The 17,778-nt window shown below is 69.9% G+C and carries 18 protein-coding genes; 5 read left to right on the top strand and 13 right to left on the bottom strand.

The window, feature by feature from the left end:
* Positions 1–45: 45 nt before the first annotated feature.
* Both ACFXKZ_RS04075 and ACFXKZ_RS04070 read left to right on the top strand, forming a co-directional pair.
* The gene (locus tag ACFXKZ_RS04075; protein WP_379996117.1) at positions 46–708 is read left to right on the top strand and encodes a potassium channel family protein; all 663 of its coding nucleotides are present in this window, start codon (positions 46–48) and stop codon (positions 706–708) included.
* Positions 708–1,364, top strand: a complete 657-nt coding sequence (locus tag ACFXKZ_RS04070) for a TrkA family potassium uptake protein (RefSeq protein WP_078974936.1) — start codon at positions 708–710, stop codon at positions 1,362–1,364. The genes ACFXKZ_RS04075 and ACFXKZ_RS04070 overlap by 1 nt, the downstream gene beginning before the upstream one ends.
* Positions 1,365–1,536: 172 nt before the next feature.
* On the opposite strand, the gene ACFXKZ_RS04065 is transcribed toward ACFXKZ_RS04070, so the two are convergent.
* From ACFXKZ_RS04065 to ACFXKZ_RS04010, 12 genes are all read right to left on the bottom strand, one after another.
* Positions 1,537–2,922 (bottom strand): transcriptional regulator, encoded by a 1,386-nt coding sequence (locus ACFXKZ_RS04065; protein WP_379996115.1) that lies wholly within the window; start codon positions 2,920–2,922, stop codon positions 1,537–1,539.
* A 404-nt stretch (positions 2,923–3,326) separates the two neighbouring features.
* The gene (locus ACFXKZ_RS04060) at positions 3,327–4,091 is read right to left on the bottom strand and encodes a DUF3159 domain-containing protein (protein ID WP_379996113.1); all 765 of its coding nucleotides are present in this window, start codon (positions 4,089–4,091) and stop codon (positions 3,327–3,329) included.
* Positions 4,092–4,107: 16 nt separating this feature from the next.
* Positions 4,108–4,509 carry an OB-fold nucleic acid binding domain-containing protein gene (locus ACFXKZ_RS04055; protein ID WP_078974939.1) on the bottom strand — a complete coding sequence of 134 codons (402 nt, stop codon included), beginning with the start codon at positions 4,507–4,509 and terminating at the stop codon, positions 4,108–4,110.
* A 161-nt stretch (positions 4,510–4,670) separates the two neighbouring features.
* Complete coding sequence (locus ACFXKZ_RS04050; protein ID WP_078974940.1) at positions 4,671–5,345, bottom strand: response regulator; 675 nt, start codon at positions 5,343–5,345, stop codon at positions 4,671–4,673.
* Positions 5,342–7,906: a DUF4118 domain-containing protein gene (locus ACFXKZ_RS04045; RefSeq protein ID WP_379996110.1), complete on the bottom strand. Its 2,565-nt coding sequence runs from the start codon at positions 7,904–7,906 to the stop codon at positions 5,342–5,344. The genes ACFXKZ_RS04050 and ACFXKZ_RS04045 overlap by 4 nt, the downstream gene beginning before the upstream one ends.
* Before the next feature lie 76 nt (positions 7,907–7,982).
* A complete protein-coding gene (locus ACFXKZ_RS04040) occupies positions 7,983–8,717 on the bottom strand; it encodes a potassium-transporting ATPase subunit C (RefSeq protein ID WP_379996108.1) in 735 nt (244 codons plus the stop codon).
* Between the two features lie 5 nt (positions 8,718–8,722).
* The gene (kdpB, locus tag ACFXKZ_RS04035; RefSeq protein WP_379996106.1) at positions 8,723–10,837 is read right to left on the bottom strand and encodes a potassium-transporting ATPase subunit KdpB; all 2,115 of its coding nucleotides are present in this window, start codon (positions 10,835–10,837) and stop codon (positions 8,723–8,725) included.
* Entirely contained in the window at positions 10,834–12,498 is a 1,665-nt protein-coding gene (gene kdpA, locus ACFXKZ_RS04030; protein ID WP_379996103.1) for a potassium-transporting ATPase subunit KdpA, read from the bottom strand. The genes kdpB and kdpA overlap by 4 nt, the downstream gene beginning before the upstream one ends.
* Complete coding sequence (kdpF, locus tag ACFXKZ_RS04025; protein ID WP_020555859.1) at positions 12,499–12,588, bottom strand: K(+)-transporting ATPase subunit F; 90 nt, start codon at positions 12,586–12,588, stop codon at positions 12,499–12,501.
* A gap of 340 nt (positions 12,589–12,928) precedes the next feature.
* Positions 12,929–13,747 carry a DUF3710 domain-containing protein gene (locus ACFXKZ_RS04020; RefSeq protein WP_379996100.1) on the bottom strand — a complete coding sequence of 273 codons (819 nt, stop codon included), beginning with the start codon at positions 13,745–13,747 and terminating at the stop codon, positions 12,929–12,931.
* A 1-nt stretch (position 13,748) separates the two neighbouring features.
* A complete protein-coding gene (gene dut / locus ACFXKZ_RS04015) occupies positions 13,749–14,276 on the bottom strand; it encodes a dUTP diphosphatase (RefSeq protein ID WP_078974946.1) in 528 nt (175 codons plus the stop codon).
* The gene (locus ACFXKZ_RS04010) at positions 14,273–14,854 is read right to left on the bottom strand and encodes a PaaI family thioesterase (RefSeq protein WP_379996098.1); all 582 of its coding nucleotides are present in this window, start codon (positions 14,852–14,854) and stop codon (positions 14,273–14,275) included. The genes dut and ACFXKZ_RS04010 overlap by 4 nt, the downstream gene beginning before the upstream one ends.
* 98 nt (positions 14,855–14,952) lie before the next feature.
* On the opposite strand from ACFXKZ_RS04010, the gene ACFXKZ_RS04005 reads away from it, so the two are divergent.
* Both ACFXKZ_RS04005 and ACFXKZ_RS04000 read left to right on the top strand, forming a co-directional pair.
* Positions 14,953–15,846 (top strand): SDR family oxidoreductase, encoded by an 894-nt coding sequence (locus ACFXKZ_RS04005; RefSeq protein ID WP_379996096.1) that lies wholly within the window; start codon positions 14,953–14,955, stop codon positions 15,844–15,846.
* A 33-nt stretch (positions 15,847–15,879) separates the two neighbouring features.
* Positions 15,880–16,329 carry a DUF3093 domain-containing protein gene (locus tag ACFXKZ_RS04000; RefSeq protein WP_379996094.1) on the top strand — a complete coding sequence of 150 codons (450 nt, stop codon included), beginning with the start codon at positions 15,880–15,882 and terminating at the stop codon, positions 16,327–16,329.
* Between the two features lie 264 nt (positions 16,330–16,593).
* Here ACFXKZ_RS04000 and ACFXKZ_RS03995 read toward each other — a convergent pair whose 3' ends face one another.
* Positions 16,594–16,890: a DUF4193 domain-containing protein gene (locus ACFXKZ_RS03995; RefSeq protein ID WP_078974949.1), complete on the bottom strand. Its 297-nt coding sequence runs from the start codon at positions 16,888–16,890 to the stop codon at positions 16,594–16,596.
* 250 nt (positions 16,891–17,140) lie between these two features.
* On the opposite strand from ACFXKZ_RS03995, the gene ACFXKZ_RS03990 reads away from it, so the two are divergent.
* Entirely contained in the window at positions 17,141–17,659 is a 519-nt protein-coding gene (locus tag ACFXKZ_RS03990; RefSeq protein ID WP_379996092.1) for a gamma carbonic anhydrase family protein, read from the top strand.
* The last annotated feature ends 119 nt before the right edge of the window (positions 17,660–17,778 follow it).

Here is a 17,778-nt window from a genome sequence, read left to right as displayed (position 1 = left end):
CGAGCATCAGACCGGGCACAACGGACCAAATCCGGAAGGACGGCCGTGCACATCGTCATCATGGGCTGCGGGCGCGTGGGATCCACGCTGGCCCAGACGCTCGAGGAACTGGGGCATTCGGTGGCGGTCATCGACCGCGATCCCTCCGCGTTCCGCCGGCTGGGGTCGCACTTCTCCGGCCGCCGGATCAAGGGCATCGGTTTCGACCAGGACACCCTGCGCGAGGCCGGTATAGAAGAGGCCGGCGCGTTCGCGGCGGTCAGCAGCGGCGACAACTCGAACATCATCGCGGCGCGCGTCGCGCGCGAGACGTTCGGTGTGGAGAACGTGGCCGCGCGCATCTACGACCCGCGCCGGGCAGAGGTGTACGAACGCCTGGGTATCCCCACGGTGGCCACCGTGCGCTGGACCGCGGACCAGATGTTGCGCCGGTTGTTGCCCAGTGGCGCCGAACCGCTGTGGCGCGACCCCTCCGGCAGCGTGCAACTGGCCGAGGTGCATGTGAACTCGGCGTGGGTGGGGCACCGCATCACCCGGCTCGAACAGGCATCGGGCGCCCGGGTCGCCTTCGTCACCCGTTTGGGCGAAGGCATCCTGCCGACCTCCGAGACCGTGATCCAAGAGGGCGACCTCGTGCACGTGGTCATGCACCAGGCGGATGTGGCCGCCGTCGAGGCGGCCTTCGAGAAAGCACCGGAGGAGGGCTGATGCGGGTCGCAATCGCGGGCGCCGGCGCGGTGGGTCGCTCCATCGCCGCGGAGCTGTTGGAAAACGGCCACGAGGTCCTGCTCGTCGACAAGGCACCGGACGCCATCAAGGTGGACAGCGTGCCGCAGGCCGAGTGGCTGCTCGCCGACGCGTGCGAGATCTCCTCGCTGGACGAGGCCGCGTTGCAGCGCTGCAACGTGGTGATCGCGGCGACCGGCGACGACAAGGTGAACCTGGTCGTCTCGCTGCTGGCCAAGACCGAGTACGGCGTGCCGCGCGTGGTCGCCCGGGTGAACAACCCGAAGAACGAGTGGTTGTTCAACGAGGCATGGGGCGTGGACGTCGCCGTGTCCACGCCGCGCCTGATGTCGGCTCTGGTCGAGGAAGCGGTCAGTGTCGGCGACCTGGTCCGCCTGATGCGGTTCAGCCAGGGCGATGCCAACCTGGTCGAGCTGACCCTTCCGGGCGACGCCGCCCTCGTCGGCACGCGCGTCGGCGACGTGGCGTGGCCCGAGGACACGGCGCTGGTGACGATCATCCGCGAGGGCCGGGTACTGGTCCCGGGCAAGGACGACTCGCTGGAGGCCGGCGACGAACTGCTGTTCGTCGCGGCGCCGCACCGCGAAGAGGAGCTGGAGGAGCTGCTGTCGGCCTGACCGACGGCAGTGCCGGTCCTACCGGCGACCGGCTCCGGTCCGACGGATCCCGGCGGGGCCGTATCGCCCGGGCCCACCTCACCGCACCGGAGAAGCAGCCGCACGCAACCACCCCGCGCCTGCTTCTCCGGCACACCCGTGCCGCACGGCGCCGGGATCCGCCCGCCAAGTCCTAGGCGGCGGCCAGGTCGCCGAGGATGTGGTCCGCCTCCTCGCTGAACGCACGCGCGATCGGTTCCTTCGCGTACGGGCGCAGCCGCCTGCGGAAGTCCGCCAGGAAGTCGTTGCATTGGGTGGACGACAGGTTGCCCGTGATCCGCAGCGCCTCACCGGCCTTGGCGCACGCCGCGTCGAGATCACCCTGGGCCAGGTGCGCCGCGGCCATGAACGTGGTGTCCTGCGCACACCGACGGGTCGCGCCGGCCCGGCGCAGCTTCATCGACGCGCCCGCGAAGCCGTGGATCTTGTCCGGCAGGCCCAGGTCGCGGTGGCTGTGCGCGAACTCGTGCTGCAACTCGGACTCGTCGAAGTAGTTGCACCACGACGGGTCGTCCTCGACCGCGTTCGCCGCGTCCAGATGCCGCTCGGCCGTCCCCATCGCCCGCTCGCACGCGCGCCGGTCGCCCAGCGCCGCGTAGCCCCGCGCCTCCATCGAGGCCACGATCGCGCGCGCCCGCGGGCCCAACCGGCTCCCGCCGCCCTGCTCGGCGGCCCGGGCCAGCTGGACCGCCTCCCACCCGTGGCCCAGATACACCGCCTGGCAGGCCATGTTGGCCATCACATACGCCCCGTACGCCGGGTCGTCGGCCGCCTGGGCCAGCCGCAGCGCCTGGATGTGATAGCGCTGGGCGAGCGCGTGCCGGCCGGAATCGAACGACAACCACCCCGCCAACTCGGTGAGTTCGGCCACCGCCCGGAACAATCGGCGGCCCACCTCCTCGCCGTAGGAGCCGGCCAACTTGGTCCGCGCGACGCCGTTGAGGTGGTGGACCACGGTGTCCCGCAGATCCCCGCCGCCCTGGGCACGGTCGAGTCGGCGAAACGCCAGGACGGTCTGGTGAATGCGTAGTACGTCTGCGTCGCGCACCGTGGTGGGGCCGTGCGAGGCAAGCTGCTCGGGCTCGCCCTCGGCCCCGGATGCGGTCGACCAGAACAACGCGGGAGCGGCGAACGCCCCGGCGCCGAAGGCCGTGTTGGCCAGGAAAGTACGGCGGTTCATGTCTCTCTCCGACAATTCGGCCACGGCGTGTCTGACTTCGGCCGCGGTCCGGGCGACGATCAGCCCGTCGAAGGGGTCGGGGGTCGGTGGTCGCCGATCACGCAAGCCGAGGTCCGCGACGGTCAGTTCGCAGCCCAGACGTCGGCCCAGGGCCTCCGCCAACAGCTCGGGAATCGGCCACCGCGGCTGCGCGCCTTCGAGCCATCGGGCCACCGAGGTGTGGCTGCACCCGAGGTGCAGCCCGCGGCGCTCGGCCACCACGTTGACCCAGCGGGCCAGTTCGCGCCGGGAGAGACCGGCTTGTGTCACCAATGCGATGAGGTCACCGTTTCCGGCCACCGTCCCCGCCTCCTTCGTCCACTGGAGGTCTAACGGGACGCTAATCGCACAGTTACGGGATCATGCGGTAATGACTGATTCGACCGCAGCTGGTCCAAATTCTCCGGGATCGACCGGAGTTCTCGGCAGGAATGATCACTCGAGCGACCAATTCGGCAAATCTTCCGATAATAAACTCCGACAGCTGGACAACGATAGCCGGAATCGAAGCGGGAACCGAGGTCGAAGCGAAAATCCGCACGCACGCCGCGACGCCCGTCGTGCCGCAAGCCGAGAACGCGGTCCGGAAAAAGAAGCCGGACACACAAGCCGAAAATACGAGCGCGCCAAGCCGAAATGGCAAGCCCGAACGAATGCCGGACTCGCCCTTCCGAACTCGCCCTTCCGGGCTCGACCCGCCCCGCTCAGTCCGCGACGCGGCCTTCCCGCCGCTCGTCGCGCTGCTCCACCACCGGAGCCGCGCCCGACTCCACGCCGGCGGCACGCTCCCCCTCCGCACCCTCGCCCTCGTCCTCCTCGTCGGCGACCTTCACCGGCGGCGGAGCCTTGGACATGATCAGCCAGGTGATGTAGCAGGCCACCAGGAACGGCGGCACACCCAGCGCGACCTTCGCGATGCCCAGAGCCGTGACGTTGCCCGTCCAGTAGATCGGGATCTGGATCACGATGCGCAGCACGAACATGACGAACCAGACCCAGGTGGCCTTGCGGTACGCCGCGTAGCGGGCCGGGATCCGCCGCCAGGTGAAGTTCTCGCCCAGCATCGGGCCGAGCAGGACGCCGATGATCGGCCAGCGGACCAGAATCGAGATCAGGTAGGCGAGCGCGTAGCCGCCCGACAACAACATCCCGAACGCGTAGAAGTTCTCCGCCTTGCCGGACTTCACCGCGATCCACCCGGCCAGCGCGACGCCCAGGAAGCCGCCGAGCGCGTGCTGCAGCGTCTCCCGGCGGATGATCCGTACCACCGCGAACGCCAGCGCGACACCGCCGGCGGTCATCGCCGCCGTCCAGGTGGACCGACTGATCGTGTAGGCGATCACGAAGACCAGCCCCGGCACGGTCATGTCGATCATGCCCCGAACACCGCCGAAGGCGGCGATCATCGAGGCCGCGCTGTCGGTGGGGGCCTGGCGGTCGCCGGGCGCGCCGGAAGCGGGTTTATCCATGGAGGCGGTCACTCGTTCACTCTCGGCCGACGGGGCGCAGTTCATACCTGGGGTTGAACAGAACGGGCCGCCCCTGAGTGGTGCTGACCCGACCGTGGGCGACCAACTGCCGCCCCGGCTCGATCCCGGCTATTCGCCGCCGACCCAACCAGACCACCGACAACGCGCCCGATCCGTCGTAGATCTCCGCCTCGAGCGCGGGTACGCCCGCCCGCGGCCGGAAGGTCACCGTGCGCAGCGTGCCGCCGACCGTGATCAGATCCCGCTCGACCACGTCCACGATCTTCGTGCAGCCCAGCCGCTGGGTGTCGTGCAGCAGCTCCTCGGCGTGCAACTCCTCATGGGTCGACGTCCATCGATCCAACATCCGCCGCAATCGCCCGGATCTACGCTCCACGCCGGCTGCGCTACCACTCATGCCGGCAAGGGTACCGCCTATCCCACGGCCCTCCGAGGTCCGAAACCTCCCACCCACCGTCGGCCCCCACGGCCCGACCGACACCACCGGCCCCGGACCCCGCCGCCGCGTCGCGCCACGCCCGCGGTCCACGAACCGCACCGCGCCGGCAAGGCGCGGCGCTAACCCTCGAACCGATACCCCATCCCGGGCTCGGTCAGCAGATGCCTGGGGTGCGACGGGTCGTGCTCCAGCTTGCGCCGCAGTTGCGCCATGTAGACCCGCAGATAGTTCGTCTCCGTCCCGTACTGCGGCCCCCACACCTCCTGCAACAGCGCCCGCTGGCTGACCAGCCGGCCCGCGTGCCGGACCAGCACCTCCAGCAGATGCCACTCGGTCGGCGTCAGTCGCACGTCCGCGCCGTCGCGCGAGACCCGCTTGGCCGCGAGGTCCACCGTGAACGAGTCGGTGACCACGACCGGCGCCTCCTCCTCCGGCACCGCGCGCCGCACCGCCGCCCGCAGTCGGGCCAGCAGCTCGTCCATCCCGAACGGCTTCGTCACATAGTCGTCCGCGCCCGCGTCCAGGGCCGCGACCTTCTCGGCCGAGGCGTGCCGCGCGGACAGCACGATGATCGGGATCCTGGTCCACCCGCGCAGACCTTTGATCACCTCGACCCCGTCGATGTCCGGCAGCCCCAAGTCCAGCAGCACCACGTCCGGATGCCGGTCCGCGGCGGCGGTCAGCGCCGCCGTACCGTCGCCCGCGGTGTCCACGTCGTAGCCGCGGGCCTTGAGGTTGATGGCCAGGGCCCGCACGATCTGTGGCTCGTCGTCGACGACCAGGACCCGTGTCATCGTTGTTCCTCCCAAGTGGTTCGTTCCTCGGCCGCGGGGGTGGATCCCGCGACCGCGCCGCCGGCCGGCGATCCGGCCGTGCGCAGCGCCAGCACCATCGTCAATCCGCCACCGGGGGTGTCCTCCGCGGTCAGTGTGCCGTCCATGGCCTCCGCGAAGCCGCGGGCGACCGCGAGCCCGAGTCCCACCCCGTTGCCCTTCGGCGCGTCGCCCAGGCGTTGGAACGGTTCGAAGATCCGCCCCTTCGACTCGTCCGGCACCCCGGGACCGCGGTCGGCCACCCGCAGTTCGACCCGGTCCCTGAGCGCGCCGGCCGACACGTGTACCCGGCGGCCCGGCGGGTTGTGCTTGACCGCGTTCTCGATCACGTTGGCCAGTACCCGCTCCAACAGCCCCGCGTCCGCGCACACCGCCGGCAGCGTCTCGGGGATGTCCAGCGCCACCCGCTCCTCGGCCACCCCGGCCAGCGCGCCCGGCACCACCTCGTCCAGACCGATGTCGCCCATCAGCGGGGTGACCGTACCCGTCTGCAACCGGCTCATGTCGAGCAGATTGCCGATCAGCGTGTCCAGCCGATCGGCGCCGAACTCGATCGCCGCGAGCAGTTCCGCCTCGTCCTCCTCCGACCAGCTCACGTCCTCGGCCCGCAGGCTGGACACGCTCGCCTTGATCGTGGCCAGCGGGGTGCGCAGGTCGTGCGAGACGGCGGCGAGCAGCGCGGTGCGGATCCGGTTGCCCTCCTTGAGCTGCCGCGCCTGCGCGGCCTCCGCGACCAGTTGCCGGCGCTCCAGGACCACCGCGGCCTGCGCCGCGAACGCCCCGAGCACCCGCCGGTCCTCGGCCGGCAACACCCGCCCGGACAGGGTGAGCGCGAGCGAGTCGGACACCGGCACGTCCACGTCGGCGTCGTCGGGCCTGATCGCGGGATGCGGTCCCACGCTGCCGACGCACGACCACGGGCTGTGGTGTTCCTCGCGCTGGAGCAGCGCGACCGACTCCATCCCGAACGTCTCGCGCACGCGGTCGAGCAGCGCCGGCAGCGCCTGCTCGCCGCGCAGCACGCTGCCCGCCAAAAAGCTCAGGGTCTGCGCCTCGGCCTGGCTGCGCGCGGCCTGGTGGGTGCGCCTGGCCGCCAGGTCCACCACCGAGGCCACCGACAGCGCGACCAGCACGAAGATGCCGAGCGCGAGCATGTTCTCCGGGTCGGCGATGGTCAGGTTGTGCAGCGGCGGCGTGAAGTAGTAGTTGAGCAGGACCGAGGACACCACGGCGGTCAGGATCGAGGCCCACAGGCCGCCGATGAGGGCGACCGCGACGGTGACCGTCAGGAACAGCAACATCTCGGTGGACAACCCGTGGCTGCCGCGCGTCGCGTCCAGGATGAAGGTGAGCGCGACCGGCCCGATCACCGTCACCGCCCACGACGCGAGCCGCCTGCCGCGCCCCAGGGGTGAGCGCAGTGGGCGCAGCACCCGCCCCACGCCCGCGTGTTCGTGGGTGACGATGTGCGTGTCGATGTCGCCGGACTGCGCGGCGACGGTGGCGCCCACGCCGGGGCCGAACAGGTACTGCCAGGGCTTGCGCCGGCTGCTGCCGAGCACGATCTGCGTCGCGTTGACGCCGCGCGCGAAGGACAGCAGCGCGGTGGGCACGTTCTCGCCGACCACCGAGTGGAAGGTGCCGCCGAGCGACTCGACCAGCGCGCGCTGGCGGGCCAGCGCCTCCGGGGAGGCGCCGGTGAGGCCGTCGCTGCGCGAGACGTAGACCGCGAGCAGTTCGCCGCCGGAGCCGCGGGTGGCGATCCGCGCGGCGCGGCGCAGCAGCGTCTCGCCCTCGGGGCCGCCGGTCAGGCCGACGACGATGCGCTCGCGCGCCGGCCAGGTCGCGTCGATCTGGTGTTCGCTGCGGTACTGCTGGAGGTATTCGTCCACCCGGTCCGCGGTCCACAGCAGCGCCAACTCGCGCAGCGCGGTCAGGTTGCCGACCCGGAAGTAGTTGGACAGCGCCGCGTCGACCTTCTCCGGCGCGTACACGTTGCCGTGTGCCATTCGCCGGCGCAGTGCCTCCGGCGCCATGTCGACCAGTTCGATCTGGTCGGCCCGGCGGACCACCTCGTCGGGCACGGTCTCGCGCTGGGGCACGCCTGTGATCGACTCGACCACGTCGTTGAGCGATTCGAGGTGCTGCACGTTGACCGTGGAGATCACGTCGATCCCCGCGTCGAGGATTTCCTCGATGTCCTGCCAGCGCTTCTCGTTGCGCGAGCCGGGCACATTGGTGTGCGCGAGTTCGTCGACGAGGGCGATTTTCGGCCGCCGGGTGATCACCGCGTCCACGTCCATCTCGGTGAACGAGCCGCCTCGGTGGACCATGTCCCGCCGGGGGACCACCTCCAGACCCTGAAGTGCCTCCTCGGTGCTGGGTCGGCCGTGGCATTCCACGAAACCGACCACGACGTCGCTGCCGCGCCTGCGCCGACGCTGCCCCTCGCCCAACATCGCGTAGGTCTTGCCGACGCCGGGCGCCGCACCGAGATAGATCCGGAGCTTGCCGCGTGCCATGACATCCATTCTCTGTCTCGGGTCGGAGGGTGCCGGCACCGGCACGCTCCGACCCGCGAACATCGTGACCGCCCCGTCAGCGGGCGAGCTTGGCGAGGGCGATGTTGAGCTCCAGCACGTTCACCCGCTCCTGGCCGAGGAAGCCGATGTTACGTCCGTCCTCGTGCTTGTCGACCAGCGCGCGCACCTTGGCAACGTCCAGGTTGCCGCGCTCCTTGGCCACCCGCTCGACCTGGATCAGCGCGTACGCCCTGGAGATGTGCGGGTCCAGGCCGGATCCGCTCGCGGTGACCGCGTCCACGGGGACCCGGTCCTCTCCGACGCCGTTGAACTTGGCCACCTGTGCCTTGCGGTCGGCGACGAGCTTGACGAAGGTCGGGTTCTCGGGGCCGTAGTTGGACGCGCCCGAACCGAGGCCGTCGTAGTTCGCGGCCGATGGACGCGGCTGGAACCACTTCGGGTCGGGCAGCGTACCGACGCCCGCCGCCTGCTCGGCGGTCAGCGCGCCGCCGCCCTGGAGGTAGGTGTATCCGGCGCCGTCCGCCGTCGCCAGCACCTCGCGGCCGTCCGCGTCGAACTTGCGCGGGTTGCCCTGGGCGTCGACGAGGTCGAAGGACTGGCCGATCAGGCTGGAGCCGACGTCCTTGCCGTTCACACTGACCATCGAGCCGTCGGCGTTGTCCTTGAACAGCGCCTGGGCGATCCCGGTCATCGACAGCGGATACAGGATGCCCAGGAGCACGGTGAGGACGAGGAAGGCGCGCAGGGCCGCGCCCAGGACGCGGATGCGGGTACTGAAGTTGGTGGCCATCTGAATCAACCGATTCCGGGGATGAGCGAGACGAGCAGGTCGATGATCTTGATCCCGACGAACGGGGCGATCAGGCCGCCGAGTCCGTAGATCCGCAGGTTGCGGGCGAGCAGCTTGTCGGCCGACATCGGCCGATAGCGCACACCGCGCAGGGCCAGCGGGATCAGGGCGACGATGATCAGGGCGTTGAAGATCACCGCCGAGATGATCGCCGACTCGGGGGTGGCGAGCTGCATGATGTTGAGCTTGTCCAGCGGGCCCAGGGCCTCGGCGCCCTTGATGCTCGCGAACATGGCCGGGATGATCGCGAAGTACTTCGCGACGTCGTTGGCGATGGAGAACGTGGTCAGCGCGCCGCGCGTGATCAGCAACTGCTTGCCGATCTCCACGATCTCGATCAGCTTGGTCGGGTTCGAGTCGAGGTCGACCATGTTCCCGGCCTCTTTGGCCGCCGAGGTGCCGGTGTTCATCGCCACGCCGACGTCGGCCTGGGCCAGCGCCGGCGCGTCGTTGGTGCCGTCGCCGGTCATCGCGACCAGCTTGCCGCCCGCCTGCTCGCGCTTGATCAGCGCGAGCTTGTCCTCGGGGGTGGCCTCGGCGAGGAAGTCGTCCACGCCCGCCTCGTCCGCGATCGCCTTGGCGGTCAGCGGGTTGTCGCCGGTGATCATCACCGTGCGGATGCCCATGCGGCGCAGCTCGTCGAAGCGCTCCCGCATGCCCTCCTTGACCACGTCCTTGAGGTGGATGACGCCCAGGATCCGGGCGCCCTCGGTGTCCTCGACCGCGACCAGGAGCGGCGTGCCGCCGGCGGCGGAGATGGCGTCGACCAGTTCGCCGGACCGGGCGGGAACGTTGCCGCCGCGTTCGGACACCCAGGCGTTGATCGCGGAGGCGGCGCCCTTGCGGACCATGCGCACGCCGCGCTCGTCGCTCAGGTCCACACCCGACATCCGGGTCTGTGCGGTGAAGGCGATCCACTCGGCGTGGGCGAGTTCGCCCTGGTGCCGCTCGCGCAGCCCGTACCGCTCCTTGGCCAGCACCACGATCGAGCGGCCCTCGGGCGTCTCGTCGGCGAGCGAGGACAGTTGTGCCGCGTCGGCCAGTTCCGCCTCCTCTACCCCGTCCACGGGGACGAACTCCGACGCCTGCCGGTTGCCCAGCGTGATCGTGCCGGTCTTGTCGAGCAGCAGCGTCGACACGTCGCCCGCCGCCTCCACGGCGCGCCCCGACATGGCCAGCACGTTGCGCTGCACCAGTCGGTCCATGCCGGCGATGCCGATCGCCGACAGCAGCGCCCCGATGGTGGTCGGGATCAGGCAGATCAGCAGCGCGACGAGGATGATCATCGACTGCTCGGCGTGCGCGTACATCGCCATCGGCTGCAGCGTGACGACCGCGAACAGGAAGATGATCGTCAGCGACGCGAGCAGGATGTTGAGCGCGATCTCGTTCGGCGTCTTCTGCCGGGCGGCGCCCTCGACGAGGGCAATCATCCGGTCGATGAAGGTCTTGCCGGGCTCGGTGGTGATCTTGACGACGATCCGGTCCGACAGCACCTTCGTGCCGCCGGTGACCGCCGAGCGGTCCCCGCCCGACTCGCGGATCACCGGCGCGGACTCGCCGGTGATCGCCGACTCGTCCACACTCGCGACCCCGTCGACGACGTCGCCGTCACCGGGGATGATGTCGCCGGCCTCGCAGACCACCAGGTCGCCGATGGCCAACGCGGTGGCCGCGACCTTCTCCTCGCGGCCGTCGACCAGGCGGCGGGCGACCGTGTCGGTCTTGGCCTTGCGCAGCGTGTCCGCCTGCGCCTTGCCGCGCCCTTCGGCGACCGCCTCGGCCAGGTTGGCGAACACCACGGTCAGCCACAGCCAGACGGCGACCAGCCAGGCGAAGGTGCTCGGGTCCTTGATCGCCATGACGGTGGTGATCACCGAGCCGATCTCGACCACGAACATGACCGGGGTGCGGACCATGATCCGGGGGTCGAGCTTGCGCAGCGCGCCGGGCAGCGACTTCAGCAGTTGACGGGGTTCGAACAGGCCGGCCGAGACCCGGCCGGGGCCGGCGGGGGCATCGACGTGTTCTTCGGTGGGGCGTATTGCGGTGTCTGTCATGCCAATCCCTCGGCAAGCGGCCCGAGAGCCAGGGCGGGGAAGAAGGTGAGGCCGGTGATGATCAGGATCACGCCGACGAGTTGGCCCACGAACAGGGGCTTGTGCGTCTGCAGGGTGCCCGCGGTGTCGGGGACGCTCTTTTGTTCGGCGAGTCGACCGGCCAGGGCCAGCACCAGTGCGATCGGCACGAACCGGCCGATCAGCATGGCCAACCCGATCGTCGTGTTGTAGAACTCGGTGTTCGCGCCGAGCCCGGCGAACGCGCTGCCGTTGTTGTTCGCCCCCGAGGTGAACGCGTACAGCACCTCCGAGATGCCGTGTGGCGAATCGGAGTTGAGGATCGCCGCCTGTTCACCGGGCAGCGCGATGGCGATGCCGGTGAAGGTCAGGATGGTCGCCGGCACCACGAGGATGTACATCGCGACCAGCTTCATCTCGCCGGCGCCGATCTTCTTGCCCAGGTATTCGGGCGTGCGGCCGACCATCAGACCGGCCACGAAGACCGCCAGGATCGCCATGATCAGGATCCCGTACAGGCCCGAGCCGACGCCGCCCGGCGTGATCTCGCCGAGCATCATGCCCAGCATGGTGATGCCGCCGCCGAGGCCGGTGAACGAGGAGTGGAACGAGTTGACCGCGCCGGTGGAGGTCATCGTGGTGGAGACCGCGAAGACCGACGAGCCGGGGATGCCGAACCGCTGTTCCTTGCCCTCCATCGCGCCGCCGGCCAGTTCCGGCCCGGCGCCGTTGCCGTGCGCCTCGGTCCACCACATCAGGCAGACCGCGACGAACCAGATCACGAACATCGCGGCGAGGATCGCGTAGCCCTGCTTGAGGTTGCCCACGAGCCGGCCGAAGGTGCGCGGCATGGAGAAGGGGATGACCAGGATCAGGAAGATCTCGAACAGGTTGGTGAAGGCGTTCGGGTTCTCGAACGGGTGCGCCGAGTTGGCGTTGAAGAAGCCGCCACCGTTGGTGCCCAGCTCCTTGATCACCTCCTGCGAGGCCACCGGACCGCCGGGGATGGTCTGCGTCCCGCCCGACAACGTCTGCACGGTGTGCGGGTCGGAGAGGTTTTGGATCGTGCCGGACGCGACGAGCACGATCGTGCCGATGATCGCGATGGGCAGCAGGATCCGGATCGAACCGCGGATCAGGTCGACCCAGAAGTTGCCGATCTCACCCGAGCGGACCCGCACGAACCCGCGCACCAGCGCGATCGCCACGGCCATGCCGACGGCGGCCGACACGAAGTTCTGCACGGTCAGGCCGACCATCTGGACCGTGTGGCCCATGGCGGTCTCACCGGAGTACGACTGCCAGTTCGTGTTCGCCGTGAACGACGCCGCAGTGTTGAACGCCTGGTCCGGCGTGATCGGCTTCATCCCGAGGTCGAACGGCAGGTGGTCCTGGAACCGCTGCAGGGCGTAGAGCCCGAGCAGCGAGAACATGGAGAACCCGAGCACGCTGCGCAGGTAGACGGTCCAGCGCTGTTCGGCGTTCGGATCGGCGCCGATCAGCTTGTACAGGACGCGCTCGCCGCGCAGGTGTTTGTCACTGGAGTACACGCGGGCCATGTAGTCGCCGAAGGGGCGATGTACCGCGGCCAGGACGGCTATCAGCAGGGACAGTTGGAGTATCCCCGCGAGCGTGACGCTCACCTAGAACCTCTCGGGGAAGATCAGGGCCAGGACCAGGTAGCCGAGCAGGGCGATGGCGACGCTCAGGCCGACGATGCTGTCCGCGTTCACAGCTTCGCCACCCCCTTGGCGATCACGACGACCAGCGCGAAGAACGCGATCGTCAGGCATACGAAGGCCAGATCAGCCATCGCGGGTACTCCTTGGAACGGACGGGCGCTTGATCGCCCGTGGCGAGCTCATTGATAGCAGTTCCAAGCCGTCAAAAGTCACCATAAAAGGGGCAAAACCGAAAGCGTTGGCGGCGCCCTAACGTGCTTATATGCCTTCTTGACGCGCCCTTGACATCAAGATTCGCGAGTGCCCGGAACCGCAACGCACGAAGCCCGGTTCCGCCTTTCGGCGGAACCGGGCTTCGGTGTCCTCGGGGTACAGCGGTGGAGCGGTGTAGCTAGCGCACCTCGGTGATCTCCGGGCCGCGCTGGAAGGGGTCCAAGTCGCCCGCGAAGCGGTTGTCCTCGGCGCCCTGCTGCGGCACCGCAAGCCCGCTGTTCGGGTCCACCTGGGCGTTTTCCGGCAGGCGCAGCAGGATCGGGTCGCGCGGCGCCATCGGGTCGTTGCCGCGGACCACGACGGTGTCGCGGAACATGGCCTCCAGGTCGGCGCCCACGGCGGGATCCACCGCGGCCCGGCCGGAGATCACCCCGCGCAGGAACCAGCGCGGGCCGTCGCAGCCGACGAACCGGACCAGCTGGTGGCCCTGCGTGCCGTCGGGGAGCTGGACCGGCACCTGGGCCCGCAGCTCCCAGCCCAGGCCCGCGTCCTGCTCGTCCACGACACCACCCTGCTGGGTGATGCCGGAGGCGATCTCGGCGCGCACCTCGTGCCAGATGCTCTCGTTGCGCGGGGCGGCGAACGCCTGCAGCTGCAGGCCGCTGTCCTCCAGCACCACGGTGGCCGCGATGATCATGTCGTTGGAGACCTCGACCCGCAATTCCATCCGCGGATCGGCCGGGATGAGCATCCCGCCGAGGTCGATGCGATCCTCGTGCGGATCCTCGAGCTCGTCGAAGTCCCACGGTCCGTCCGGCCGGGGCGCGGGCGGGACCGGTCGACTCAGCTCGTCGAGGTCCGCGTCGTCGGAGTCCGATGCGGCTCCGGCGTCGGGCGCCTCGTCGGCATCGTCCTCGTCCTCGATGATCTCGTCGAGGTCTTCGCGCTCCTCGACGGGCAGATCATCCTTTTCGCTGCGTCGGCGACGACCGAACACGTCACAGTCCTTCCCTGTCGGAAGCCGAGTGTTGCACGATGCCCGCGCTGCCCGCCGCGCCGACGCTCGAAACGCCGACCGCCGCGTGCCCGCCGGTGGAACCGAAGCCGCCTTCGCCCCGCCCGGACCCGGGCAGTTCGGCGACCTCGTGGAACCCCGCTCGCTCGACCCGTTGGATCACGAGTTGGGCGATGCGGTCGCCGCGTCGGAAGACGACCGGCGTACGCAGGTCGTGATTGACCACGACAACCTTGATTTCGCCACGGTATCCCGCATCGACTGTGCCCGGGGCGTTCACCAGGGATACTCCGCACCGCGCGGCGAGTCCCGAGCGCGGATGCACGAACGCGGCGTAGCCGTCGGGCAGCGCGATCGCGATGCCCGTGGGCAGCACCACACGCTCGCCGGGGGCGATCTCCGCGTCCTGCGCGGTCACCAGGTCGGCGCCGGCGTCGCCGGGGTGCTCGTACGCGGGCAGCGGCAATTCGGGGTCGAGCCGACGCACCAGGACGTCCACACTCGTGCTCACGGGTTCACCTCGAACGCTCGGCCTGCCTTGATCAAATCGGGGTTGTCCAGCACGCGCCGAACTTCCTCCGCACGTCCATTGTCGACGAAGTGCTCGAGTCCGACGCTGACGAACAACGCGGCCGCCTCGACCGCGATCGGCCCGTCCGCGGCGTCGAGCCGGCCCACCGCACGCGAGTAGATCTTGCGGCCGGCCACCGCCTCGCACCAGGCGTGGATGTACAGGGTGCTGCCCACCGGCACCGGGCGGCGGAAGTCCGTCTCCAGGTGCCCGGTCACCGCCGTGGTGTGCAGCATGTATCCGATCGCCCCGAGCGCCTCGTCGAACGCGCAGGTCAGCAGCCCGCCGTGGGCCAGGCCCGGGGCGCCCTGGTGCTGGGTGGTGACGGTGAACTCGGCGTCCACGGATACGCCCTCGCCGGCGCGCGTACGAAGGCGCAGCCCGCCCGGGGCGGCCTCGCCGCAGCCGAAGCAGTCGCTGTAGTGCTCGCCCAGCTCGGTGCCGGGTGACGGGGCGTCCGGGTGGGGCTGGGGCACCACCGCTTCCGGAGGCGGGGTCAGGGATGTTGGTCGACTCACGCCGAAGGACACTACCGTCGTTCCGACCGACACCTGCGCAGAGGCTCGGGGGCCTCGAGCGCCGCGGCCCGAGAGGGTCGCGGGACGGAAGGAAGCGCATGACCAAGAGTGTGGTCGTCACCGGGGCGACCGGTGGGATCGGCCTGGCCGTCGCCCTGGAACTGGCCGGATCCGGGTTCGACGTGATCGGCACCGCCCGGACCGAGGAGAAGGCCGAGCGGCTGCGCGAGAGCGCCGAGCGGGCCGAGGTGGGCGTGCGCACGGTCCTGCTCGACGTCGCCGACGCCACCTCGACGGTGCGGGCCTTCACCGAGATCGCCCAGATGACCGACGGCGGCCCGTGGGCGGTGGTCAACAACGCCGGCATCGCCCAGCCCGGCGCGATCGAGGACGTGGACGACGAGGGGGTCCGCGCGCAGCTGGAGACCAACCTGGTCGCGCCCGCGCGGATCGCGCGCCTGGTCCTGCCGCAGATGCGCCGCCGCCGCGACGGGCGGATCGTCAACATCTCCTCGATCTCCGGCCGGGTCTCCTCGCCCTTCGTGGGCTGGTACTGCGCGAGCAAGCAGGGCCTGGCGGCGATCTCGAACGCGCTGCGGATCGAGACCGCCGGTTTCGGCGTCAAGGTGGTGCTGATCGAACCGGGCAGCTTCGGCACCGACATCTGGGAGCGGAGCATGGCCCGGATGCCGCCGCGCAAGACGTCGGCGTACCACGACTCCTACGAGGTCGCCGACGAGGTGTTGCGGCGGGCCAAGACGCTGCCCGATCCGGCTCCGGTGGCGCACGCGGTGCGCACCGCGCTGAGCGTGCCCCGCCCGCGTCCGCGCTATCTGGTGGGCAACGACGCCCGGGCCGGGGCGGCGCTGGACCTGCTGGCCCCGACCGTGCTTTCGGATTACGCCAAAGGAGTGGCGACGGGCCTGCGTACGCCCCCGGAGCGGGTCACCCGCGCCCTCGCCCGGTTGACCCGGCGGCACGGCCCCCGCTGAAACCCGCGGGCCGCCCATGACAGGCTTGGGGCCATGCAGGCGTACAGCGAACGACTCGGCGTGCCGGCCTCGTGGTGGGCCCTGACCGTGCTCATGGCCGTCTCGGGCGGGCTGGTGGGCCTGGCCTTCGGGATCGTGCCGACCATCGTGCTCACCCTGGTTCTGGGCGCACTGACCGCCTGGGCCACGAGCGCCTACGGCTCGGCGCGGATCACCGTGACCGAGACCGAGGTGTGCGCGGGGCGCGCGCGGGTGCCGCTGAGCGCGCTGGGCGCGGGCGTCGCGCTCGACCCCGAGCAGGCGCGCTCGTTGCGGATGGAAAACGCCGACCCGCGCGCGTTCATGCTGCTGCGCGCCTACATCCCCGGGGCGGCGCGGATCGAGGTCGTCGACCCGGCCGATCCGACGCCCTACCTCTACCTGTCCTCGCGCAACCCCCAGCGTCTGGTCGACGTGGTGGCCGCGCTGCGCGCCCGCGCCTGACCCGGTCGCGGGCGGGCCCGGTCCGACTCGATCGAGCCGAAAGGGCTCGATCCGGACCGGCGCCGACAGTCAAGAACGCCCGCCCTGTGCCGGCGGACGTTCGACTTCGTACGTCATGCGTGCGTCTTCGGTATCTCCTGTACCCCATGTCGTGTCCTTGTGTTCAAGGACGCTCGGCGAACGTCGACGGTCCAACTCCTGCCGGTACCCGTGTGGCGTGTGCAGGGTTGCCGTTCATCGCCGGTCGTCCTCGACCGAACACGGTCAGGCGCAGTCGCTGCAGATCGGCTGGCCGTCCTTTTCCTTGGCCAGCTGGCTGCGGTGGTGCACCAGGAAGCAGCTGGAGCAGGTGAACTCGTCGGCCTGCTTCGGGACGACCCGGACGGACAGCTCCTCATTGGAGAGGTCCGCGCCGGGAAGCTCGAGAGACTCGGCCTGCTCGAACTCGTCGACGTCGACCGAACCGGCCGACTTGTCCACGCGCCGAGCCTTCAGCTCCTCGATGCTGTCTTCGTTGATGTCGTCGTCGGTCTTACGCGGGGTGTCGTAGTCGGTTGCCATGTACCTCTCCCCCTCCGGGTGGATCTGCGGTGCTCAGTCGTGCAGGCACCGCCCCTGAACCTTCATTGGACGATGCCTTCAGCGCACGTAACGCGCGAGGGGCCGGAGTTGTGCCCGACCCGAAGCGCAGATTTTGCCTTACATCAAGGCTCGTTACGCAATCGACACCCAACCGAACCCCCAAAGAGGTGACTTGGTTGGATGGGGGGCCACTGTAACCCCGTACCGCCCTGCACAACCAGGAGGAATCGTGACGGTCTACGCGCTGGGTGATCAAGTACCCAAGGTGCACCCCGATGCGTATGTGCACCCGGACGCGGTCGTGATCGGCAGCGTGGAGATCGGCGCGGATTCTACGGTGTGGCCGGGCGCCGTATTGCGCGCGGACCACGGCCGCATCGTGATCGGCGAGCGCACGTCGGTGCAGGACGGGTGCGTCCTGCACACCACGGCGCCGTGGCCGACGGTAGTGGGCGACGAGTGCGTGATCGGTCACATTGTGCATTTGGAGGGCTGCGTGATCGAGGATCGCTGCCTGGTCGGCAACGGCGCGGTGGTCATGCATCAGGCCGTGGTGCGCACGGGTGCCCTGGTGGGAGCGGGTGCGGTGGTCGGAAATCGGATCGAGGTGCCGTCCTACGCGATGGCGCTCGGGGTGCCGGCGAAGATTCGGGAGAACGCCGTCAAGCCCGGCGCGTTCGCCGAGGCGGTGCGCAGCTACGTCGAGAACGGCCGCCGTTTCCGCCGCGACCTGCGCCGCCTGGACTGATCCGCGGCCGCCGGCCACGCTGACCGGATGTGTCCGATCGCACACGCGGGCGCGGGTTTGAATGCCCGGATCGACCCGTATATAAGTGCGACACGGGGGGTTGGAACCATACGGGGAGA

This window comes from Embleya sp. NPDC059237 (assembly GCF_042754105.1).
Taxonomy (GTDB): domain Bacteria; phylum Actinomycetota; class Actinomycetes; order Streptomycetales; family Streptomycetaceae; genus Embleya.
Note: the sequence above shows the minus strand (reverse complement) of the source record. Positions and strands in the feature narration are given on the sequence as shown.